Here is a 23,243-nt window from a genome sequence, read left to right on the forward strand (position 1 = left end):
CAACCCGCCGCAGCGGCCTGTCTGGAGAACCCTATGAGCGAGAGCGTATTTGCCGATCGTATCGTGCAGAACCTGCTCGACACCGACTTCTACAAACTGACGATGATGCAGGCGGTGCTGCACAACTACCCCAACGTCGAAGTCGAGTGGGAGTTTCGTTGCCGCAACAGCGAAGACCTGCGTCCGTACCTGGCGGAGATCCGCTTTCAGATCGAGCGCCTGGCGGAACTGAGCCTGAGCGCCGACCAGTTGGGTTTCCTGGAACGTATCAGCTTTCTCAAGCCGGATTTCCTGCGGTTCCTGGGACTGTTTCGCTTCAACCTGCGCTACGTCCACACCGGCATCGACAACGGCGAGCTGTTCATCCGCCTGCGCGGGCCCTGGTTGCACGTGATTCTGTTCGAAGTGCCGCTGCTGGCCATTGTCAGCGAAGTGCGCAATCGCTATCGCTACCGTGAAATCGTCCTGGAGCAGGCCCGCGAGCAGTTGTATCGCAAGTTCGACTGGCTGAGCGCCAACGCCAGCGCTGACGAGCTGTCCGAACTGCAAGTCGCGGATTTCGGCACCCGTCGGCGGTTTTCCTTCCGCGTCCAAGAAGAAGTGGTCAACGTGCTCAAGCATGATTTCCCCGGGCGTTTCGTCGGCACCAGTAACGTGCACCTGTCCCGGGAGCTGGACATGAAACCCCTGGGCACCATGGCCCATGAGTGGATCATGGCCCACCAGCAATTGGGCCCGCGACTGATCGACAGCCAGATCGCCGCCCTCGATTGCTGGGTGCGCGAGTACCGCGGCCTGCTGGGGATCGCCCTCACCGACTGCATCACCATGGACGCCTTCCTGAAGGATTTCGATCTGTTCTTCGCCAAGCTGTTCGACGGTTTGCGCCATGACTCCGGCGACCCGGTGCTCTGGGCCGAAAAAGCCATTGCCCACTATCACAAGCTCGGCATCGACCCCATGAGCAAGACCCTGGTGTTCTCCGATAGCCTGACATTGCCCAAATGCCTGGAGATTTTTCGGGCATTGCGTGGTCGCATTAATGTCAGCTTCGGTATTGGCACCAATCTGACCTGCGACATTCCGGGTGTCGAGCCCATGAGCATCGTGCTTAAAATGATCAGCTGTGACGGGCAACCCGTGGCCAAGATTTCAGACGAGCCCGGCAAGACCCACTGCAAGGACCCGAATTTCGTCGCCTACATGCGACACGTTTTCCAAGTACCTGCCGCCCTTTGATACGCAAGGAGTGAATTCATGCAAGCCGTACAGCGTGAGATTGCTGAACAGCTCAAGGTCCAGCCACCGTTCGCCCATGACGCCGACCTCAAGGCCGAAATCGCCCGGCGAGTGAGCTTTATCCAGGATTGCCTGGTCAATTCCGGGCTCAAGTCCCTCGTGCTGGGCATCAGCGGTGGCGTCGACTCGCTGACCGCCGGGCTGCTGGCCCAACGTGCCATTCGCGAACTGCGGGAGAAAACCGGCGACGCGACCTATAAGTTCATCGCCGTGCGCCTACCGTACGAAACCCAGTTCGACGAGCATGAAGCACAGGCCTGCGTCGACTTTATCGATCCCGACGAGCGCCATACCGTCAATATCGGCCCGGCGGTCAAGGCCTTGGCCGAGCAAGTCGCCGCGTTCGAAGGCAAGGCGGCGGTCTCGCGGGACTTCGTGCTGGGCAATACCAAGGCGCGGATGCGCATGGTGGCGCAATACACGATCGCCGGAGCCGAGCAGGGTCTGGTGATCGGCACTGACCACGCGGCCGAAGCGGTCATGGGGTTCTTCACCAAGTTCGGTGACGGCGCCTGCGACCTGGCGCCGTTGAGCGGCCTGGTAAAAAACCAGGTCAGGGCCATCGCCCGGGACTTTGGCGCACCGGAATCGCTGGTGGAAAAAGTCCCCACCGCCGATCTTGAAGACCTGTCGCCAGGCAAGCCGGATGAAGCCTCCCACGGGGTGACCTACGCCGAGATCGACGCTTTCCTGCACGGCCAACCGATTCGCGAAGAGGCGGCCAGGATCATTTGCGACACCTATCGCAAGACCGAACACAAGCGGGTGATGCCCTACGCCCCGTGATCGCCCCTTGCTCGCGAAGACGGCGGCACAGTCAACATTGATGTCGATTGGCATATCGCCATCGCGAGCAAGCTCGCTCCCACAAGGAGCGGTTGCCTGGCACAAAAAAAGCGCCCTGCATGGGGCGCTTTTTTTTGCCAGGAAAATTGATTACTTCAGCGTAACAGTGCCTTTCATCATCGAGATATGGCCCGGGAACGAGCAGAAGAAGCCGTATTTTTCAGTGGCATCAAGTTTCGACACGTCGAAGGTCACCGAGTCGGTTTCCTTGGCCCCGATGAGTTTGGTGTGGGCGATGATGCGGGCATCACCTTCCTTGAGGTAGTTCTTATCGATACCGGCAGCGAGGCCATCGGTGGCGATCGGCTGCATGTCGGCCTCTTTGCTCAGCACCCAGTTATGGCCCATGACGTTTTTCGGCAAACTGCCCGAGTGCGTCAGCTCAACGGTGAACGTCTTGCAGCTCTTGTCGATCTCGATGGCCTTGGTGTTGAAGGACATCTGGTCGGTCGAGTCGATGGTGGTCTTGCACTCCGCTGCCATCAGTTGGCTGCTGGCCAGCGTCAACAGGGATACTGCAACAAGTTTGGCAAACATCGTGAATCTCCAAGGCATGGTTAACAAAAATCCGTCAAAGAGAAAGACTGCCTGATTTTCCGGCAAGTTCCTATGACCTGAGTCAAAGATTGTATACAACTTAAGGCTATCAGCCTGATGGACATAATCAACCAGCCATAAGTATGACGCGCCCCTATGATCAGCCCCATCACCCTCTGGAGCGATCGCCATGAACTTCAATAGCCTGTTGTGCAGCTTGCTCGCCGCCTACGCCTGTGGCGCCAGTGGTACCTATGAAAAACCCCGGCGCGAGGTTTAAGTCCTTTGCGCAGCATAGGCCAGGCTTTACTCTGGTGCGGTGACTGACCACGGAGTAAAGCATGTCCATCGCGTCTGTTTGTGTATTTTGCGGCGCCAGCACTGGCACCGACCCAGCGTATCGTGAAGCGGCGCAGGCCCTCGGGCGGGCGTTGGCGGAACGAAAATTGACCCTGGTCTACGGTGGCGGGGCCGTCGGCCTGATGGGTGTCGTCGCCGACGCGGCCCTGGCGGCTGGCGGCGAAGTCATCGGTATCATCCCGCAAAGTCTGAAGGACAAGGAAATCGGCCACGGCGGCCTGACCCGCCTGGAAGTGGTGGACGGCATGCATGCCCGCAAGGCGCGCATGGCTCAACTCAGCGATGCCTTCATCGCCCTGCCCGGCGGCCTCGGCACGCTGGAGGAGTTGTTCGAAGTCTGGACCTGGGGCCAGCTCGGCTACCACGGCAAACCGCTGGGACTGTTGGAAGTGAACGGTTTCTACAGCAAGCTCACCGCTTTTCTCGATCATATCGTCGGCGAAGGCTTCGTCCGGGCGCCCCATCGTGACATGCTGCAAGTGAGCGACTCCCCGCAGAACCTGCTCGATGCCCTGGACGAATGGCAACCGTCCGTACAGCCAAAATGGGCCGACCAAAAACCCAGCTAACGGCTCGGCCCCGATACAGGGCAGAATATGCGCCGCTCAACCTCACCTTCGACCCCAGAGGATCGCCCATGGCCAAACCCAATTATTCCTTCGCCAAACGTCAGAGAGACTTGGCCAAGGAGCAGAAGAAAGAGGAAAAGCTGCAGCGCAAGAAAGCCACAGCTGAAGAAGAAGCCGCACTGAGCCCCGATACCGAAGGCGAAGTAGCAGCAGAAGATGATGTTGATGCACCGAAAGATCAGGCTCCCGACGCCTGATTCCCCCAGGGCCCGATGATCCGATCCGGCCCCCCGGTTCTGTGTCCAGGGCCGGCAGCCCCGCTGCCGACCCTTACAATCCCAGCGCCTTGATAATCGACTGGCGATAACCCCCAGGCAGGTTCACCGGCAATTGGTCCGGCGCGAACAGCCCGATCTCCTTGTGCTCATGACTGATGGTCGGCATAAAATCGCCCAGCAACTGGCAGCGGTACGTGGAGATGAAGACGTGCTTGCCGGGAATGACCTCGAACAGGTACGAATCCAGCGGTGCCCCCACGCTCACCTCAACCGCCAGCTCCTCGGCGATTTCCCGCGCCAGGCATTGCGGCGCCGTCTCGCCCAGCTCGATCCGTCCGCCAGGCAGCTCCCATTCATCGCGCTCGTTGAGCATTAACACAACCAGGCCTTCGGGGGATTGCAGCACACCTTTGATGGACACCGGGAACATGGGCAAACCTCATCATCCGTAGGACACACAACCTGTGGGAGCGGGCTTGCCCGCGAAAGCGGTGGTTCAGTCGACATCTATGTTGAATGACAGGCCGCCTTCGCGAGCAAGCCCGCTCCCACAAAGGGATCTCCTTACGACTCCAACGGCATCACCGTCACCCGCACTTCAGGATCATGGGCTCCGCCCCCCAGGATCACCCCCCGCAACGGTGACACATCGGAAAAATCCCGGCCCCAGGCCAGGGTGATGTGTTCCAGGGCCGGCTGGACATTGTTGGTCGGGTCGAAATCCACCCATCCCAACACCGGGCAATACACCGAGACCCAGGCGTGGGACGCATCGGCGCCAATCAGTCGGGGTTGGCCGGGCGGCGGCTGGGTCAACAGGTAGCCGCTGACGTAACGCGCCGCCAAACCGCGAGAGCGCACGCAAGCCAGCATCAGGTGGGCGAAGTCCTGGCATACGCCCCGCCGCCGTTCCAGCACCTCCACCAGCGGCGTCGCCACTTGAGTCGCCTCGGCATCGAAGGTGAATTCCTCGAAAATCTTCTCCATCAGCGCTCGAACACCGATCATCAACGGTCGCCCTGGCGGGAAGCAGCTTTCGGAAAACTCGACGAAGCTGCGCTTGAGGTGCACATACGGTGACTCGAAACGATAACGGCACGCCTCCAGCAACGGCGCCGTCAGTGGCCGGCCACTGTAGGTCAGCGCGTTGCGGGTCGACTCCCAGGCCGGAGACAGGTTGAAATCCATCTCGGGACGGGCCAGCACCTCCACGCTCAGGCGCGCATTGACCAGCAACTCGTCATGGGGCCGCTCAAAGGCCAGTCGGGTCAGCGGGTTGCCGAACACATCCTGCTCATCGCGCCGGGTCGTCGGTTCCGGGCTGATCAACAGTTGCTGTTCGGTGCAACGCTGCCAGCCACAGGCCCGTGGCCACAGATGAGCGAGCTGCTGGGCCAGGGACACCGGGCTGTCGTAGTGGTAATGAGTGTCGTGGAGGATCTGGTAACGAGCGTTCATCAGACGGACACCGTGCGTTGGCTGACGTCATCGACGTGGGCGAAATGACGCAAGGCCAGGCGATCGGACACCTGGCCGCTGGCATCGGCCATTTCCTGCAACAGGTCGGCCAGCCCATCGAGTGCGGCGCGCAGGCTGGCTTCACCGAACAATGGGTTTTCCAGGCAACGCAGGTCAAAGCGTGACAGGCGTGCGACCAGGTCCGGCAAGGCGGTTTCCCTGGGGGCGGCAAAATCATCGTTCAAGCGCTTGAGCGTGCGGGTCACCAGCTTCAACTGGAAGAGCACCGCGTGAGGGTTCTGTTCGTCCAGCAGCAGCAAGTCCAGCACCGGGATCAACTGGGCCACCGCCAAATAACGCGAGCGGTAGGTGATGCTGCTGTTGCCCAGTTCCAGCAACCACTCCAGCCCGGCCTGATCGAACACCGCATCGCTGCGCAGGAACGCCGCCAGGCTGCTGCTGAGAAACTGCAGGCGCTCCAGGCGCCGACCGATCATCAGGAAGCGCCAGCCTTCGTCGCGGGTCATGTCGTCCAGGGCGAATCCGGACAACGCCGCGAGGGACATCACCAGCCGATTGAGGAAATCCAGCAACTCGCCGAAGTCCGCTTCCTCGGTTTCCAGCTCCATGGCTTCGCGCTGCAGTTCCACCAGCGCCTGCCAGTTCTCCCGGGACAGCTTGCCGCGCACCTGCGAGGCGGCCCATTGCAAGCGCTGCAGGTTGGAGCGCAGGCTGAACGACCAGTCGTCCCCCAGCAGTGCCGCCAGCAAACGCTCGGGCAGTTCGCCCTCTTCGGGCAGCAGCATCAGGCTCTCGCCCAGCGCCACCGCCGATTGCAGGGCCTGCGGGTCGTCGCCATCGACATAACGCGCCAGCATGATCCGCAACAACCGCGCGCTGTCATCGCAACGCTCGCAGTAGCGGCCGAACCAGAACAGGTTTTCCACCACCCGCGAAGGCAGGTACGGATCCCGTCGAACCAGGTCATGGACCCCCACGGTGCGCTGGGCCTTCCATTGTTCACCACCGGGCGCCTGCTCTCCCAAGACCCAGGTGTCCTTGCTGGCGCCACCGCGCTGCATCGACACCACTTCGGCATCGGCCTCGGCGGCTACCCGGGTCAGGCCACCCGGCAGCACCCGATAATCATCCCTGCCGGACACGGCGTACATGCGCATGCCGATCGCCCGGGGCTGGATTTGCCCATCTTCGGCCTGCCAGACCGGTGCCTGGGACAGTTGCGCCAGTTCCTGGGCGACATAGGCATAAGGTCGTGCCTGCATGCGCGCCGCCAGTTGGCCGCGCTGCGCCTCGCTGAGGTCGCGCCCGAATACCGGGCTGAAGCTCTGGGAAGGAAACGCCGGCTTGATCAACAGCTGCGGCAATTTTTCCAAGGCCTGGGCCAACACCGGCGGCTCACCGCACCACCAGGTGGCGATGGACGGCAGCAGCAGTTCTTCGCCGAACAGGTACTGGTTGATCTTCGGCAGAAAGCCCAGGAGGCCCGGCGACTCCAGCACGCCACTGCCCAAGGCATTGGCCACCAGCACCCGGCCCTGGCGCACGGCTTCCAGCAACCCCGGCACACCGAGGGCCGAATCGGTGCGCAGCTCCAAGGGGTCGCAGAAATCGTCGTCGAGCCGGCGCATGATGGCGTGGACCCGGCGAAGGCCGCTGAGGGTCTTGAGGTAGACCGTAGCATCGCGAACAGTCAGGTCGCCGCCCTCCACCAGCGGATAGCCCAGCTGGCGCGCCAGGTAAAGGTGTTCGAAATAGCTTTCGTTGAACCGCCCCGGCGTCAGCAGCACCACCAGCGGCGACTCGCCGTCGCTGGGTGCCTGTCGCGCCAGGGTTTCCTGCAAGGTGCGGAAAAACCCGGACAAGTGCCGCACCTTCAGGTCGCGATACAAGTCGGGGAAGGCGCGGGAAACGATCATGCGGTTTTCCAGCGCGTAACCAGCCCCCGACGGCGCCTGGGTCCGATCCGCCGTGACCCACCAGCGACCATCGGGCGTGCGCGCCAGATCCACCGCGTACAAATGCAGGAAACTGCCGTCCGGCGGCGCGATGCCCTGGCAGGGCCAGAGGAAATTGTTGTGCCCGAACACCAGCTCCGCCGGCAACAGCCCTTCGCTGATCAGCCGCTGCGGCCCATACAGGTCGGCCAGCACCGCGTTGAGCAGGCGGGCGCGCTGGGCGATCCCGGCTGACAGATGCCGCCATTCCTGCGGATCGATCACATGGGGCAGCAGGTCCAGTTCCCACGGCCGGTCGGCGCCTTTCGGATCGGCGTAGACGTTGTAGGTCACGCCGTTTTCCTGGATCTGCCGGGCCAGCAGGGCCTGGCGCTGGAGCAACTGGGCGGGCGTGCTGCGCTGCAACTGGTCGAACAGCCGCTGCCAGTGCGTACGTACCGCACCGCTGTCGTCCATTAATTCGTGATAGGTGCCCGTCGTCAGCGGGTAACGGTCAAGCAGGTCAGGCATGGAAAGCTCGGCAGACGGCAATGAAAGGTGAGACTAGCGCAAGCGCATGACGCCCGGATAGGTGTGTTTTATGTTGGATCCGGCCTGGCTTTCGGACTGCAATCATCGTGGCGAGGGAGCTTGCTCCCTCGCCACGGGGTTCACTTAGACCTTGGGTGCCCCTTGAAAACGTCGCAGGTCGAGCGTAAGTGGAAACTCGTCATCCACTGCCAGGCTGGGTATCGGCAGTTTCCCCGGCGTATGTCCGAGACGGAAGAAGCGCGCCATGCGCCTGCTCTCGGCCTCGTTGGCATTCACCGGCAGGCTGTCATAGTTGCGCCCGCCCGGATGGGCCACGTGATACTGGCAACCGCCCACGGAACGTTGCATCCAGGTGTCGAGCAAGTCGAAAACCAGCGGCGCATGCACCGGGATGGTCGGCTGCAGGCAGTTGGCCGGTTGCCACGCTCGGAAACGCACCCCAGCGACAAATTCGCCGACCCGACCAGTCGGTTGCAACGGCACCGGCACGCCATTGCAGGTCAGCAGGTAGCGTTGCGGCGCCAGGCCACTGAGCTTGACCTGCAAACGCTCCAGGGAGGAATCCACATAACGCACGGTGCCGCCCACCGCGCCCTCCTCCCCCAGCACATGCCAAGGCTCGAGGGCTTGGCGCAATTGCAACTCGATACCGCTGACCGCGTAGTCGCCCACCTTGGGGAAGCGGAACTCCAGGTGTGCGGCGAACCATTCGGCCCGCAGCGGGTAGCCGGCGGCGTTCAGCTCATGGATGACGTCGGCAAAATCCTGCTCGATAAAGTGCGGCAGCAGGAAACGGTCATGCAACTCGGTGCCCCAGCGCGCCAGTTTCGTCGGCGCATAAGGCTCGCGCCAGAACCGCGCCACCAGCGCCCGCAACAGTAATTGCTGGGCCAGGCTCATGCGGGCGTGGGGCGGCATCTCGAACGCACGCAACTCCAACAGGCCGAGACGCCCAGTGGCGCCGTCCGGTGAATAGAGCTTGTCGATGCAGAATTCGGCGCGGTGCGTATTGCCGGTCACGTCGATCAACAGGTTGCGCAGCAAGCGATCGACCAACCACGGCGGACACTCTTCGCCGGGCTGTGGCATTTGCGCGAAAGCGATTTCCAGCTCGTACAAGGCATCATTGCGCGCCTCGTCCACGCGGGGCGCCTGGGAAGTCGGGCCGATGAACAACCCGGAAAACAGGTAGGACAACGACGGATGGTTATGCCAGTAACTGATCAGACTGCGCAGCAGGTCAGGACGCCGCAGGAACGGTGAGTCGGCCGGTGTCGCGCCACCGAGTACGAAATGGTTGCCGCCGCCCGTGCCGGTGTGCCGGCCATCGATCATGAATTTCTCGGTGGTCAAGCGGGTCTGTCGCGCTTCTTCGTATAAAAATTCAGTGCGCTCGACCAACTCATCCCAGGTCGCCGAGGGTTGTACGTTGACCTCGATCACACCGGGGTCGGGGGTGATGCGGAAATTGCTCAGGCGTGGGTCGCTCGGCGGCTCGTAACCTTCCAACAGCACTGGACACCGCAGCTCCTCAGCCGTCGCCTCGATAGCGCTGACCAGTTCCAGGTAATCCTCGACCCGTTCCAGCGGCGGCATGAACAGATAGAGCCGGCCTTCGCGGGCCTCGGCACAGAAGGCGGTACGGGTCAGCCAGTCAGCGGACTTGTCGATCTCGGGGACACGCTCCTGCTCGGCGGCCGTCTCGCCGTGACGCGCCAGTTGCTCGGTGCCGGGCAGTTCGGGCAAGTCCTGGTTCGGGTCGGTGGGATGGATGAACGGGTACTCGGCCGCCGTTACCCAAGGCTGGGACGCCAGCGGCAAACGATACCCCAGGGGCGAATCCCCCGGCACCAGGCGGCAGTGGTTGTCCCGCAGGTACCAGCGCCCGCTTTGCCATTGATCCCCCTTGGCGGTGCGAGCCAACGGCAGGACCTGGCCGATGACCTTGTCCAGGCCCTGGCTGAAGACCTTGCGCAACCGCGCACGCTCCAAAGCGTCCTCCAGGCGCGGGTCCTCGGCCGTGACGTTCGAAGGCAGCGCCCCTTCGCGCCAGAGGTAATAGAAGTTGTCTTCGTAGGCCGGAAACACGAACCGCGCAGGAATCTTCAAACGCTCGGCGACGCTCGCCAGGAAGCGTCCGGCCAGTTCGCCATCGGCGCCGTAATCCTCCTGCTCGTCGGCGATCAACGCGCTGTTGTGCCAGATCGGCACCCCGTCGCGCCGCCAATAGCAGTTGAGCGACCAGCGCGGCAGTTGCTCGCCGGGATACCACTTGCCCTGGCCGAAATGCACCAGCCCCTTGGGCGCATAGTGATTGCGCATGCGCTGGAACAGCTCGGCGGAAAGCCGGCGCTTGTCCGGCCCGAGCGCCGCGGTGTTCCACTCGGCGCCGTCCGGGTCATCGATGGAGACAAAAGTCGGTTCGCCGCCCATGGTCAGGCGCACGTCGCCCTCCAGCAGATCGGCATCGATCTGCCGCCCCAGGGACTGGATCGCCAACCATTGCGCGTCGGTGTAAGGCTTGGTCACCCGCGGCGCTTCCCAGACCCGCTCGACGGACATTTCGTGGCTGAACTCACACTCGCAGGGCTCCACCAGGCCACTGATCGGTGCCGCCGAGGACGGATCGGGACTACAGGCCAACGGGATGTGGCCTTCACCGGCGAACAGCCCGGACGTCGCATCCAGGCCGATCCAGCCGGCACCGGGCAGGTAGACCTCGCACCAGGCATGCAAGTCGGTGAAGTCGACGTCGGTGCCGGACGGGCCATCGAGGCTCTTCACGTCGGCGGTCAACTGGATCAGGTAACCGGACACAAACCGCGCGGCCAACCCAAGGTTGCGCAACAGCTGCACCAACAACCAGGCCGAGTCGCGGCATGAGCCGGACGCGTGCTCAAGGGTATGCTCCGGGGTCTGGACGCCGGGTTCCATGCGGATCAGGTAGTTGATGTCTTCGCTCAGGCGCTGGTTGAGCGCCACCAGGAAATCCACCGCCGGCAACGGCGTGCGGTCGATGCCGTCCAGGTAGGCCTGGAACCTTGGCGTCAGCGGCAGGGTTTCCAGGTAAGGCGCCAGCTCCTTGCGTTCGTCAGCCGCGTAGGCAAACGGAATTTTCTCGGCATAGGGCTCAAGAAAGAAGTCGAACGGATTGAACACCGCCATTTCCGCCAGCAGATCGACTTCGATCCGCAGCTCCCGGGTTTTCTCGGGAAATACCAGCCGCGCCAGGTAATTGCCCTGGGGGTCTTGCTGCCAGTTGATGAAATGCTGCTCGGGCGAAACCTTCAGCGCATAGGACAGAATCCGCGTACGGCTGTGGGCTGCCGGGCGCAGGCGAACGATCTGCGGGCCGAGTTCGACGGCGCGGTCGTAGCGATAATGCGTGACGTGATGCAATGCGACATGGATCGACACGACGTGCCTCCTGCGAGCCTGGGCGGTATCGAAAGCGGCGCAAGACTTATGCCATGCAGGCAGGCCGGACACTTTCTTTGTCTACTCAAGGCAGTAGAGCACTAAAAACGCGCGATGCCCGTATTCATCTGTAAAGGAGTGCACATAAATGCGGCGCGAATCGACTCAACGACGCGGACGCGAGGCCTTGGCGGCCCGGATGATCATCGCGCGTTGGTGGCGGATGTCGACGAGTTTGCTGCGCATTTCCCGATGACGCTTGCTGTTGAGCAGTAACAGCCCCAGCAGCGGCAACAACACAGCGAACAGGTACACGCCCTGATGCGGTCCATAAGCGAACGTCGGCAGCACCGCCGCCAGACAGGCCAGGAAATACCCCGCCACCCACCAGACCGCCCAGGCGCGCCCGCGAGCGATCAAGAGGTTGCCCAGGACCAGGACGAGCACCAGGGCCAACGTGCCGAGCCCGACATAGTCGGTCCTGGCTGACGGCTCCAGGGCTCGCCAATAAGTGGCCCCGGCCAACACAAGCAGCGTGGACCCGGAAAAGCAGCCCAGCAGGATCGTCCCCATGAACACCGGAAAATAACGGGCGAGGAATGGCTTCAGCGATCCGCCCCCGATCATTCCGTGAACTCCTCGTACAGGCCGACGGCAACCGTCTTCACGGCGCCATCGCCGGTATAACTGCCAATGACCCCCAGCGCGCCTCCGAGGGAGTCCTTTATCTGCGTCAGCGTCGCGTGCCTGATCTCGGCAGACGAATACCGTTTGGGCAAGGCTCCCGCACGTTGCTGCAGCTTGAGCAGCTTCGCGGTCAGGCTCGGGTCCCTCAGCGTCAACAGCTCCTTGGTCAGTTTGCTGCGCTCTTGCCGATTCAGCCCCTTGAGCAACTGATACCAACTCTTTCCGGTGGCGGCCGCCTTGTTGGCCTTGAGCAGCCGGACAGTCGTCAGGGCCGAGCCACCGACCCCCACCAGGGAAACCCCGTCAAGGATCGGCGACACGATGTTGTACCAATCAGCGTCGTTCATCTCATCGTTGCCGGTCGGATTGGTCAGCTCATTGGCCACCCGCATCCCGCCAATGACGCATTGCGCGGTACTGGCCGTCGCGGCAGCGGCACCCAGGGCAACGACAAAGGCACTTGCCCCCGCCGTAAAGGGCACCGCGACGCTGCCACTGAACACCACCACCCAACCGATCACCGCGGCGACACAGGACAAGCCGGCATTGGTTGCTTCAAGCCCGAGCTTGGACTCGCGGGGGCTGCTTTTGACCTGATCGATGAACTGCTGCGGCGCGATGTATTTTTTCGCCTCGCGCAAAATGATGCGCTTGGGCGCGATGCTGCAAATCGGCTTGAACTCGCGCAGGGTTACGACGTTGTATTCGGAATCGACATACACCACGCCCGCCCCGGCAATGCCAGGATCGGCGTCAATGGCAGCAAAGAGGCGCGGCAGGTTGATCTGGCTTTCGATGCGTTTGCGAGCCATGAACTGGGAGAAGCTCAGGTCCATGCCGATGCCTGTTGTAGCGCTGCTCATATGAATCGTCCTTGAGAATCGGAAGTGAGTCTTTATCCACACACAATACTGTGGCGAGGGAGCTTGCTCCCGCTGGGCTGCGAAGCGGCCCCAAACAATCCCATGCCATGCTCCAGGCAGACCGTGCCGGCCGGTTTACGACGGCTTCGCCGCCGAGCGGGAGCAAGCTCCCTCGCCACAAGAGCTGCGCTCGGTTTTATTGCATTGGCTAGGCTGGCACCGGCGGCGGCCAAGATAGCAAATGGGTAGCACCGTCGCTAGAAAGCAAAACGCCAGCACTGAGGCTGGCGTCTTACATCGTAGATTGACCCGTTAGCGCGGCACCACAGGCTTGCGTGCCGGCTTCGGCCCCTTGCCCTTGGCCGCATCCTTGCGCTCCTTGGCGGCCTGCTGGTTGCGGGCGAACGCCGCGGCCTTGGCCTGCTCGCGCTTGTCCCACGGGTTGCCACCATCGCTGGCCCGCGGCGGCAGGCCGGTGTGCTGGGTCAGGATCTTGGTGGTTTCCTTGCCCACCTTGTGGCTGCCGGCTGGCGTCGAATTCTTGCGACGGGCGCTCTGGTAGCTGTCGGTGGCCGGCTGGTGCAGCGGGATCAATTGGTGCTTGCCCGGCCCGATCAGGTCGGCGCGGCCCATGCGGGTCAACGCTTCACGCAGCATTGGCCAGCCCTTGGGGTCGTGATACCGCAGGAAGGCCTTGTGCAAGCGGCGTTGCTCCTCGCTCTTGACGATGGTCACCGCATCGCTCTTGTAGGTGACCTTGCGCAGCGGGTTCTTGCCCGAGTGGTACATGGCGGTGGCCGTGGCCATTGGCGACGGATAGAACGCCTGCACCTGGTCGGCGCGGAAACCGTTGCCCTTGAGCCACAGCGCCAGGTTCATCATGTCTTCGTCGGTGGTGCCCGGGTGGGCAGCGATGAAGTAGGGAATCAGGTACTGCTCTTTCCCGGCTTCCTTGGTGTACTTCTCGAACATCCGCTTGAATTTGTCATAGCTGCCGATGCCCGGCTTCATCATCTGGTTGAGCGGGCCTTCCTCGGTGTGCTCCGGAGCGATCTTCAGGTAACCGCCAACGTGGTGGGTCACCAGCTCCTTGACGTATTCCGGCGACTCGACCGCCAGGTCGTAACGCAGGCCGGAGGCAATCAAAATCTTCTTCACCCCTGGCAAGGCCCGGGCACTGCGGTACAGCTGGATCAGCGAAGAGTGGTCGGTGTTCAGGTTCGGGCAGATGCCAGGAAACACGCAGGACGGCTTGCGGCATGCGGATTCGATTTCCGGGCTCTTGCAGGCGATGCGATACATGTTCGCGGTCGGGCCGCCGAGGTCGGAAATGACCCCGGTGAAGCCCGGGACCTTGTCGCGGATCTCTTCGATTTCGCGAATGATCGACTCTTCGGAGCGGTTCTGGATGATCCGGCCTTCATGCTCGGTGATCGAGCAGAAGGTGCAACCACCAAAGCAGCCACGCATGATGTTCACCGAAAAACGGATCATCTCGTAGGCCGGGATCTTCTCCTTGCCGTACGCCGGATGGGGAACACGTGCGTAAGGCATGCCAAACACGTAGTCCATTTCTTCGGTTGTCATCGGAATGGGCGGCGGGTTGAACCAGACGTCGACTTCGCCGTGTTTCTGCACCAGGGCGCGGGCGTTGCCCGGGTTGGTTTCCAGGTGCAACACGCGGTTGGCGTGGGCGTAGAGCACCGCGTCGCCACGGACCTTTTCCACCGACGGCAGGCGAATCACGGTCTTGTCCCGGGTCATTTTCGGGCTCGCCAGGATCTGCACGACCTTGGCTTCGCTCGGGTCTTCCGCACTTGAAAAAGTCGCCCCCTTCTCTTGTTCGATGGCGCAGGCTTGAGTGTCCTGGGTGTTCACGTACGGGTTGATGATCTTGTCGATCTTGCCCGGGCGGTCGATGCGCGTGGAGTCGACTTCGTACCAGCCTTGCGGCGTATCACGACGAATGAATGCGGTGCCGCGAACGTCGGTGATGTCTTCGATCTTGTGGCCATAGGACAGGCGCTGGGCGACTTCGACAATCGCCCGTTCGGCGTTGCCGTAGAGCAGGATGTCGGCACAGGCGTCGATCAGGATCGAGTTGCGCACCCGGTCCTGCCAGTAATCGTAATGGGCGATGCGGCGCAGCGACGCTTCGATACCACCGAGCACGATCGGCACATGCTTGTAGGCTTCCTTGCAGCGCTGGCTGTAGACCAGGCTCGCACGATCCGGCCGCTTGCCCGCCAGGCCACCCGGGGTATAGGCGTCATCGGAGCGGATTTTCTTGTCGGCGGTGTAGCGGTTGATCATCGAGTCCATGTTGCCGGCCGCGACACCGAAAAACAGGTTGGGCTCGCCAAGCTTCATGAAGTCGTCTTTGGACTGCCAGTTCGGCTGGGCAATGATCCCCACGCGAAAGCCCTGGGCTTCCAGCAGACGGCCAATGATCGCCATGCCGAACGACGGGTGATCGACATAGGCATCACCGGTCACGATGATGATGTCGCACGAATCCCAGCCGAGCTGATCCATCTCCTCCCTGCTCATGGGCAGGAACGGCGCCGGGCCGAAACATTCGGCCCAGTACTTGGGATAGTCAAATAACGGCTTGGCTGCTTGCATGTCGATGACCGGTATAAAGGATGAAAAATCGCGGGCGCGTAATATAGCACAAATTTTGACCAATTCCGACGGCTATGGTCGGAAATCGGCGACGCACCTGTGGGAGCGGGCTTGCTCGCGAAGGCGGTGTGCCAGAAACCTCAGTGTCGACTGATACACCGCCTTCGCGAGCAAGCCCGCTCCCACAGGTTATTCGTCGTCATCGAAATTGTAGCTACCCGGCGCCAGGTTCTCGAAGCGCGTGTACTTGCCGATAAACGCCAGGCGGATGAAGCCGATCGGGCCGTTACGCTGCTTGCCGATGATGATTTCGGCGATACCCTTGTGCTCCGTCTCGGGGTGATACACCTCGTCGCGGTACACGAACATGATGACGTCGGCGTCCTGCTCGATCGCTCCGGATTCCCGCAAGTCGGAGTTCACCGGGCGCTTGTTGGGGCGCTGCTCCAGGGAACGGTTCAACTGGGAAAGTGCTACCACCGGGCAGTTGAATTCCTTGGCCAGGGCCTTGAGGGAACGGGAGATTTCGGAAATCTCGTTGGTCCGATTGTCGCCGCTGGAACCAGGGATCTGCATCAGTTGCAGGTAGTCGATCATGATCAGCGCGATATCACCGTGCTCACGCACCAGGCGCCGGGTCCGGGCGCGCATTTCCGAGGGGCTGATACCGGCCGTATCGTCGATGAACAGTTTGCGGTCGTTGAGCAGGTTGACCGCCGAGGTGAGGCGCGGCCAGTCGTCGTCTTCCAGTTGGCCGGAACGGACCTTGGTCTGGTCGATGCGCCCCAGGGACGAGAGCATACGCATGATCAGCGATTCGCCTGGCATCTCGAGGGAATACACCAGCACCGCCTTGTCGCTGCGCAGCACGGCGTTTTCCACCAGGTTCATCGCAAAGGTGGTCTTACCCATGGACGGACGGCCGGCGACGATGATCAGGTCGGACGGTTGCAGGCCGCTGGTCTTCTCGTCGAGATCGGTGTAACCGGTGGACAGGCCGGTGATGGCGTTGTCGGTGTTGAACAAGGTGTCGATGCGGTCGATGGCCTTGGTCAACAGGTCATTGACGCTCACCGGGCCGCCGGTTTTCGGCCGAGCCTCGGCGATCTGGAAGATCTGCCGTTCGGCTTCGTCGAGGATCTCGGCGGCGGTGCGACCTTCCGGGTTGAAAGCGCTGTCGGCGATCTCGGTGCTGATGCCGATCAACTGACGCAAGGTCGCCCGCTCGCGGACGATCTGCGCATAGGCCTTGATGTTGGCGACCGACGGCGTGTTTTTCGCCAGTTCACCCAGGTAACCGAGGCCACCAACCTGGGACGTCTGCCCTTCCTTGTCCAATTGCTCGGCCAGGGTGACGACGTCGATCGGCATGTTCTGATCGGCCAGACGGGCGATCGCACGGAAAATCAGGCGGTGGTCATGCCGGTAGAAATCGCCGTCGGAGACTTGATCGAGCACGCGTTCCCAGGCGTTGTTGTCCAGCATCAGGCCACCGAGCACGGCCTGTTCGGCCTCGATGGAATGCGGAGGCACCTTCAGGGCAGCGGTTTGCAGATCATATTGCTCGGGAGCGGTGATTTCGTTCATGGCCACGTCTGGTTATGAAATTCAGCAATTGCAGAAAGACAAAGGGCACGACCTGTAAACAGGATCGTGCCCGATGTTACCGGCAAGCACCCGAGGGTGCCAGCCGACAGGTGTTGCTTAGGCTGCTACCACGACAACGCGTACGGTGGCTTCAACTTCGGCGTGCAGGTGCACGGCTACGTCGAATTCGCCTACGTTGCGGATGGTGCCGTTCGGCAGACGAACTTCGCTTTTCGCCACTTCAACGCCGGAGGCGGTCAGTGCGTCAGCGATGTCGTGAGTACCGATAGAACCGAACAGCTTGCCTTCGTCGCCAGCGGTGGCAGTGATGGTCACTTCCAGCTCGGCCAGTTGGGCAGCACGGCTTTCAGCCGATGCTTTACGGTCTGCGGCGGCTTTTTCCAGCTCGGCACGACGCTCTTCGAACGCAGCCAGGTTGGCAGCGGTCGCAGCGGTGGCTTTGCCGAAAGGCAGCAGGTAGTTACGACCGTAGCCGGCCTTAACGTTTACTTTGTCGCCCAGGTTGCCCAGGTTGGCGATTTTTTCCAGAAGGATCAGTTGCATGTGAAAATCCTCTAACTTTTAACCTTCACCGTTCGCGTTGTCGGCGTCTTTCGGCGCCATACGACCGCGAAAATCAATCAGGCTGTCAACGATGGCCAAGACCACGAGCAACGGACCGAGCAAGTGCATGAAAGGCAACAACGTCACGTACATCCCCACCAGCCAGAACGTGGCCAGTCGCTTCTGCGCCACCAGCCCGTGAATCAGGGCCAGGCCGGCGAAGACCAGCGCAACACTGCACAACGGCAACAGGATCAGTGCATGCAGCCCGAAGAACGGAGCAACACACATGACGGCCAGCAGTGACAGCGCCACGCTCTTGGGGAATCGGATGGCGCGAAACTCGCGACCGAAACCACCGGGGTTATACAACGACGCCTGCCAATAGCGCCCAAGAATCAGGCACAGCACGCTAAAGATCTGCAGCGAAGACGCTATCGAAATGATCATCAGCGGAGCGCTCAGGGCGGTGAGAAACGCCTTCTGGTCTGCCGAGAATGTCTCGTAGACCCCACCCATCGCCAGCGGCAGGACGTGTTCGAACGTCTGCGCCAGTGACTCGATGAAGGAACTGAATACAGTTCCCAGGCTCACCGCACACAACAACCCCACGGCCACGCTGCACAGCAGCACGCGGTTCCAGGTATGGCCGGCGCGCAAAACCAACGCCAGGCCACCAGCCCCGAGCAACACCAAAAGTGTTGTCGGGTCCTTCAGGAAGTACCAGCTCACCAACGCTGACAGCAACCCGATACCCAGGACGCTCAAGGCGTCCGAACCGCGCCGCAGGAGCACAAGGCACCCAGCGGCGGCACTCAACCAGAACAACAGCGGCAATGCCGCGGATCCGGCCACAACCAACGTGGCCTGCACACGTCCCCGCATGATGAAGTCAGCTAAGGCGCGCATGCATTCAATCCCTTACTACTCGTCGACTGCCCGGTCTCAGCGGCCGTGGCTGTCGGTGTAGGCCAGCAGGGCCAGGAAGCGGGCGCGCTTGATAGCGGTGGCCAGCTGACGCTGATAACGAGCTTTGGTACCGGTGATACGGCTTGGAACGATTTTGCCGGTCTCGGATACGTAGGCTTTCAGAGTGTTGAGATCTTTGTAATCGATCTCTTTCACGTCTTCAGCGGTGAAGCGGCAGAATTTACGACGACGGAAGAAACGTGCCATGTGATTGGCTCCTTAAAAGGTCCGTGGATTACTCGTCAGCGTTATCGCTGTTGTCGCTGTCGCTATCGCTGTCATCGCCATCGGCGCTGTCAGAGTGCTCAGGACGGTCGCGACGCTCACGGCGCTCACTGCGGTTTTCTTCAGCCTTGAGCATCTCGGATTGGCCGGTGACGGCTTCTTCGCGACGGATGACCAGGTTACGGATCACTGCATCGTTGTAGCGGAAGTTGTCTTCCAGCTCGGCCAGGGCCTTGCCAGTGCACTCAACGTTCAGCATCACGTAGTGAGCCTTGTGAACATTGTTGATTGCGTAGGCCAGTTGACGACGGCCCCAATCTTCCAGACGGTGGATTTTGCCGCCGTCTTCTTCGATCAGCTTGGTGTAACGCTCAACCATGCCGCCGACTTGCTCGCTTTGATCCGGGTGGACCAAAAAGATGATTTCGTAATGACGCATGAATGCTCCTTACGGGTTGTAGCCTGCCGCTCAAAAACGGTCAGACAAGGAGTGAATGACACTTATGGACTTGTGGACGCTAGACACATAAGTGCCTGCCATCACAGCAAGGGGCGCAATTGTAGAGAAGGGCCGAGGGCGGCGCAAGGCAATTGGCGATTATTTGAACAACCGCCGATCCCCACCTTGCGCAAAACACTGTGGGAGCGAGCTTGCTCGCGATAACAGCGTGCCAGTCGACTTTTGCGTCACTGCGACACCCTCATCGCGAGCAAGCTCGCTCCCACATTTGATAAGCGTCTGGATCAGGGCTTTTTGGCGACAGCCTTGACACTACGCTGGCGCAGCGCCTCGAACAGGCACACGCCGGTGGCCACCGAGACGTTGAGACTGCTGACGCTGCCCGCCATCGGCAGCTTGACCAGGTAGTCGCAATGCTCGCGGGTCAGGCGACGCATGCCCTTGCCTTCGGCCCCCATGATCAGGATCGTCGGGCCCGTCAGGTCCTGGTCATAAATACTGACCTCGGCCTCGCCCGCCGTGCCGACCACCCACAGGCCGCGCTGCTGGAGTTTTTCCAGGGTGCGCGCCAGGTTGGTCACCGCCACCAACGGGATCACTTCCGCCGCGCCGCAGGCCACCTTGCGCACCACGGGCGTCAGGGTGGCCGACTTGTCCTTGGGCACGATCACCGCCAACGCACCGGCGGCATCCGCCGAACGCAGACAGGCGCCGAGGTTATGCGGATCGGTCACGCCGTCCAGCACCAACAGCAGAGGGGCGCCTTCGGTGCGATCGAGCAGTTCGTCGAGCATCGCCTCGCCCCAGACCTGGCTCGGGCTTACGTCCGCAACCACACCCTGGTGAACGCCTTCGACCCATACGTCCATTTCACGCCGCTCGGCCTGGCCGATGGCAACCTTGTTCTGAGTGGCCAGTTCGACCAGCCCTTGCACACGCGGCTCGCTGCGCCCTTCCGCCAACCACACTTGCTTGACACGTTTGGGGTGGTGACGCAGCAGTGCTTCTACGGCGTGCACGCCGTAGATTTTTTCCAGACTCATGACTTGGCCTTAGGTTTGCGCGACCCGCCGCTTTTCGCGGGGGCCGACCCCGCTTTTGGCGGGCCTTTACGGTGTTTACTCGGCTTGCTCGACGGCTTTTCCGCCCCGTGGGACTTTCCCCCAGACGCCGCTTTACCACCACTTTTGGCTTCGTTGAGCAACTGCTGCTTCAACTCGCGGCTCTTGCGCAGCTCGGCGTTTTTCGCCGCTGCGTCGCTGGGGCGGTAGGCTTCGGGAGCCTTGTCCTTGACAGACGAACGGCGACCGGCCTTGGCGGGCTCAGGCTCTGCGGTTTTTGCAGGAGCCCCCTTACCCTTACCTTTGGTCGCAGGCGCTGCGGTCTCGCCGCCACGCTTTTTACGGCCAGTCGGTGCTTCGGCGGGTTTGTCAGACATGCCGAAGTCGATCTTGCGCTCATCGAGGTCGACGCGCATGACCTGCACTTCCACGGTGTCGCCCAGACGGAAGCTGCGACCGGTACGCTCGCCCGCCAGGCGGTGATGCACAGGATCGAAGTGATAGTAATCACCCGGCAAGGCGGTGACGTGCACCAAGCCCTCGACGTAGATGTCGGTCAGTTCGACAAACAAACCAAAGCCGGTTACTGCAGTGATCACGCCTGGGAACGACTCGCCCACGCGGTCTTTCATGAACTCGCACTTGAGCCAGTTCACCACGTCGCGAGTGGCTTCGTCGGCGCGGCGCTCGCTCATGGAGCACTGCTCGCCCAGCTGTTCCAGGGCCGCTTCGTCGTACGGATAGATCCGTGCCTTCGGAATGGTCATGGCACCGGCGCGTTTGACGTGCGGGGTGTTCTGCTTGGAATGGATCACGCTGCGAATCGCGCGGTGCGTGAGCAGGTCCGGGTAACGGCGGATCGGCGACGTGAAGTGGGTGTACGCCTCGTAATTCAGACCAAAGTGGCCCTGGTTGTCAGCGCTGTACACCGCCTGGCTCAGGGAGCGCAGCATCACTGTCTGGATCACATGGTAATCCGGCCGGTCCTTGATGCTGGCCAGCAGTGCCTGGTAGTCCTTCGGCGTCGGGCCGTCCTTGCCTTTGTGCAGGGACAGGCCGAGCTCGCCGAGGAAGGCGCGCAGTTTTTCCAGACGCTCCGGCGGCGGGCCGTCGTGCACGCGGTACAACGCAGGGATCTCGTGCTTCTTGAGGAATTCGGCGGTGGCCACGTTGGCCGCCAGCATGCACTCTTCGATCAGCTTGTGCGCATCGTTACGGGTTGTCGGGGTGATCGCGGCGATCTTGCGCTCGGAACCGAAGACAATCCGGGTTTCCTGAGTCTCGAAATCGATCGCGCCACGCACGTGTCGGGCGCCCAGCAACACCTTGTACAGCGAGTACAACTGCTTGAGGTGCGGCACCACGCCAGCGTATTCGGTACGCAGTGCCTTGGCTTCACTGGTCTTCGGCGTTTCCAGGATAGTGCTGACCTTGTTGTAGGTCAGGCGCGCCTGGGAGTGGATCACCGCTTCGTAGAACTGGTAGTCGGTCATTTCGCCGGTTTTGGAGATGGTCATCTCGCACACCATGGCCAAACGGTCGACTTTCGGGTTCAGCGAGCAAAGTCCGTTGGACAGCTGCTCAGGCAGCATCGGAATCACGCGCTCAGGGAAATACACGGAGTTGCCGCGCACCTGGGCTTCGTTATCCAGGGCCGAGCCGATCTTCACGTAGCTGGACACGTCGGCAATCGCGACGAACAACTTCCAACCGCCGGAGAACAGGCGCAGCTTGCCGGGCTTGGCTTCGCAGTAGACCGCATCGTCGAAGTCGCGGGCATCTTCGCCGTCGATGGTAACGAACGGCAGATGGCGCAGGTCGATGCGTTTTTCTTTATCTTTCTCTTCGACTTCCGGCTTGAGCTTGGCGGCTTCCTTGAGCACAGCCTCGGGCCAGACGTGAGGAATGTCGTAGGTGCGCAGCGCAACGTCGATTTCCATGCCCGGCGCCATGTAGTTGCCGACCACTTCAACGATATCGCCCTGTGGCTGGAAGCGCGCGGTTGGCCAATGGGTGATCTTCACCTCGACGAACTGCCCCACCTTGGCGGCGCCATTACGGCCCGGGGTAATCAGCACTTCCTGCTGAACCTTCGGGTTATCCGGCACGACAAAACCGATACCGCCCTCTTCGAAGTAACGGCCCACGATGCTTTCATGCGCACGGGACACCACTTCGACGATCACGCCTTCACGGCGGCCACGACGATCCAGGCCGGATACGCGGGCCAGGGCCCGGTCACCGTCGAACACCAGGCGCATTTGCGCCGGGCTCATGAACAGGTCGTCGCTGCCGTCGTCCGGGATCAGGAAACCGAAGCCGTCACGGTGACCGGCGATGCGGCCCAGGATCAAGTCGAGCTTGTCCACCGGTGCATAGGTGCCGCGCCGGGTGTAGATCAGTTGAGCGTCGCGCTCCATGGCGCGCAGACGGCGGCGCAGGGCTTCGAGTTGGTCCTCGGTGGTCAGACCGAACTCTTCGACCAACTGCTCGCGGCTAGCAGGCGAACCCCGATCGGCGAGATGCGCCAGGATCAGTTCACGGCTAGGAATAGGGTTTTCATATTTTTCCGCTTCACGAGCGGCCTCGGGATCGAGGGACTGCCAATCGGCCATTAGAGAGTTTTCACCTTGTCTATATGCGGGTTAGTTTGGCATAGGCTTAATGAAACGGGAAATTTCAAGCATCCGATAGCGTTTCCAGGATCATTTGACCTGCCTTCGCCCCCCCGGAAAGCACCGCTCGTGAAATTTAGCGGTTTTTTTCTCCGCAGGGGTTTACAGTTAAAAACACGCTCCGTATAGTGCGCGCCATCGACGACGCACACACGTTGCCGATACTGCCCAGATGGTGAAATTGGTAGACACGCCAGCTTCAGGTGCTGGTGACCGCAAGGTCGTGGAAGTTCGAGTCTTCTTCTGGGCACCAATT

19 protein-coding genes and 1 tRNA gene are annotated in these 23,243 nt (G+C 61.6%); 5 read left to right on the plus strand and 15 right to left on the minus strand.

The window, feature by feature from the left end; all coding sequences use genetic code 11:
- The first annotated feature begins 33 nt into the window (after positions 1 to 33).
- Both pncB and nadE read left to right on the plus strand, forming a co-directional pair.
- The gene (gene pncB / locus BT125_RS26835; protein ID WP_072412020.1) at positions 34 to 1,239 is read left to right on the plus strand and encodes a nicotinate phosphoribosyltransferase; all 1,206 of its coding nucleotides are present in this window, start codon (positions 34 to 36) and stop codon (positions 1,237 to 1,239) included.
- A gap of 18 nt (positions 1,240 to 1,257) precedes the next feature.
- A complete protein-coding gene (gene nadE, locus BT125_RS26840) occupies positions 1,258 to 2,085 on the plus strand; it encodes an ammonia-dependent NAD(+) synthetase (RefSeq protein ID WP_072412022.1) in 828 nt (275 codons plus the stop codon).
- A 150-nt stretch (positions 2,086 to 2,235) separates the two neighbouring features.
- Here the strand turns inward: nadE and azu are convergent, their stop codons facing one another.
- A complete protein-coding gene (gene azu, locus BT125_RS26845) occupies positions 2,236 to 2,682 on the minus strand; it encodes an azurin (protein ID WP_072412024.1) in 447 nt (148 codons plus the stop codon).
- 341 nt (positions 2,683 to 3,023) lie between these two features.
- Here azu and BT125_RS26850 point away from each other — a divergent pair, with 341 nt between their 5' ends.
- Positions 3,024 to 3,611 (plus strand): LOG family protein, encoded by a 588-nt coding sequence (locus BT125_RS26850; RefSeq protein WP_072412026.1) that lies wholly within the window; start codon positions 3,024 to 3,026, stop codon positions 3,609 to 3,611.
- Positions 3,612 to 3,679: 68 nt separating this feature from the next.
- Positions 3,680 to 3,868 (plus strand): hypothetical protein, encoded by a 189-nt coding sequence (locus BT125_RS26855; protein WP_060739407.1) that lies wholly within the window; start codon positions 3,680 to 3,682, stop codon positions 3,866 to 3,868.
- Positions 3,869 to 3,941: 73 nt separating this feature from the next.
- Here BT125_RS26855 and BT125_RS26860 read toward each other — a convergent pair whose 3' ends face one another.
- The 14 genes from BT125_RS26860 to rnr form a co-directional block, all read right to left on the minus strand.
- On the minus strand, positions 3,942 to 4,319 hold the full coding sequence (locus BT125_RS26860; protein WP_072412038.1) for an NUDIX hydrolase: 378 nt from the start codon (positions 4,317 to 4,319) through the stop codon (positions 3,942 to 3,944).
- Positions 4,320 to 4,453: 134 nt separating this feature from the next.
- Positions 4,454 to 5,347, minus strand: a complete 894-nt coding sequence (locus BT125_RS26865) for a transglutaminase family protein (protein ID WP_072412040.1) — start codon at positions 5,345 to 5,347, stop codon at positions 4,454 to 4,456.
- The gene (locus tag BT125_RS26870) at positions 5,347 to 7,833 is read right to left on the minus strand and encodes a circularly permuted type 2 ATP-grasp protein (protein ID WP_072412042.1); all 2,487 of its coding nucleotides are present in this window, start codon (positions 7,831 to 7,833) and stop codon (positions 5,347 to 5,349) included. Before BT125_RS26870 ends, BT125_RS26865 begins: the two co-directional genes overlap by 1 nt.
- A 144-nt stretch (positions 7,834 to 7,977) precedes the next feature.
- Positions 7,978 to 11,271 (minus strand): transglutaminase family protein, encoded by a 3,294-nt coding sequence (locus BT125_RS26875; RefSeq protein ID WP_072412044.1) that lies wholly within the window; start codon positions 11,269 to 11,271, stop codon positions 7,978 to 7,980.
- Positions 11,272 to 11,436: 165 nt separating this feature from the next.
- Positions 11,437 to 11,898, minus strand: coding sequence for a hypothetical protein (locus BT125_RS26880; protein WP_072412046.1), 462 nt, complete (start codon positions 11,896 to 11,898; stop codon positions 11,437 to 11,439).
- Positions 11,895 to 12,821 carry an Ssp4 family T6SS effector gene (locus BT125_RS26885; protein ID WP_072412048.1) on the minus strand — a complete coding sequence of 309 codons (927 nt, stop codon included), beginning with the start codon at positions 12,819 to 12,821 and terminating at the stop codon, positions 11,895 to 11,897. The genes BT125_RS26880 and BT125_RS26885 overlap by 4 nt, the downstream gene beginning before the upstream one ends.
- 312 nt (positions 12,822 to 13,133) lie before the next feature.
- The gene (locus BT125_RS26890; protein ID WP_072412050.1) at positions 13,134 to 15,446 is read right to left on the minus strand and encodes a YgiQ family radical SAM protein; all 2,313 of its coding nucleotides are present in this window, start codon (positions 15,444 to 15,446) and stop codon (positions 13,134 to 13,136) included.
- A gap of 189 nt (positions 15,447 to 15,635) precedes the next feature.
- On the minus strand, positions 15,636 to 17,033 hold the full coding sequence (gene dnaB / locus BT125_RS26895; protein ID WP_027911801.1) for a replicative DNA helicase: 1,398 nt from the start codon (positions 17,031 to 17,033) through the stop codon (positions 15,636 to 15,638).
- 117 nt (positions 17,034 to 17,150) lie between these two features.
- Positions 17,151 to 17,597 carry a 50S ribosomal protein L9 gene (gene rplI, locus BT125_RS26900; RefSeq protein WP_003186385.1) on the minus strand — a complete coding sequence of 149 codons (447 nt, stop codon included), beginning with the start codon at positions 17,595 to 17,597 and terminating at the stop codon, positions 17,151 to 17,153.
- An 18-nt stretch (positions 17,598 to 17,615) separates the two neighbouring features.
- Positions 17,616 to 18,506 carry a YybS family protein gene (locus BT125_RS26905; RefSeq protein WP_072412052.1) on the minus strand — a complete coding sequence of 297 codons (891 nt, stop codon included), beginning with the start codon at positions 18,504 to 18,506 and terminating at the stop codon, positions 17,616 to 17,618.
- Positions 18,507 to 18,542: 36 nt separating this feature from the next.
- On the minus strand, positions 18,543 to 18,773 hold the full coding sequence (rpsR, locus tag BT125_RS26910) for a 30S ribosomal protein S18 (RefSeq protein ID WP_002551829.1): 231 nt from the start codon (positions 18,771 to 18,773) through the stop codon (positions 18,543 to 18,545).
- A 28-nt stretch (positions 18,774 to 18,801) separates the two neighbouring features.
- Positions 18,802 to 19,230, minus strand: a complete 429-nt coding sequence (rpsF, locus tag BT125_RS26915; RefSeq protein ID WP_003186395.1) for a 30S ribosomal protein S6 — start codon at positions 19,228 to 19,230, stop codon at positions 18,802 to 18,804.
- Between the two features lie 305 nt (positions 19,231 to 19,535).
- Positions 19,536 to 20,294 (minus strand): 23S rRNA (guanosine(2251)-2'-O)-methyltransferase RlmB, encoded by a 759-nt coding sequence (gene rlmB / locus BT125_RS26920; protein ID WP_072412054.1) that lies wholly within the window; start codon positions 20,292 to 20,294, stop codon positions 19,536 to 19,538.
- Positions 20,291 to 22,927 carry a ribonuclease R gene (rnr, locus tag BT125_RS26925; RefSeq protein ID WP_072412056.1) on the minus strand — a complete coding sequence of 879 codons (2,637 nt, stop codon included), beginning with the start codon at positions 22,925 to 22,927 and terminating at the stop codon, positions 20,291 to 20,293. Before rnr ends, rlmB begins: the two co-directional genes overlap by 4 nt.
- 226 nt (positions 22,928 to 23,153) lie before the next feature.
- Here rnr and BT125_RS26930 point away from each other — a divergent pair.
- Positions 23,154 to 23,240: transfer RNA gene (locus BT125_RS26930), tRNA-Leu, on the plus strand.
- The last annotated feature ends 3 nt before the right edge of the window (positions 23,241 to 23,243 follow it).

This window comes from Pseudomonas sp. NFACC04-2 (assembly GCF_900119265.1).
Classification (GTDB): Bacteria; Pseudomonadota; Gammaproteobacteria; order Pseudomonadales; family Pseudomonadaceae; genus Aquipseudomonas; species Aquipseudomonas fluorescens_AA.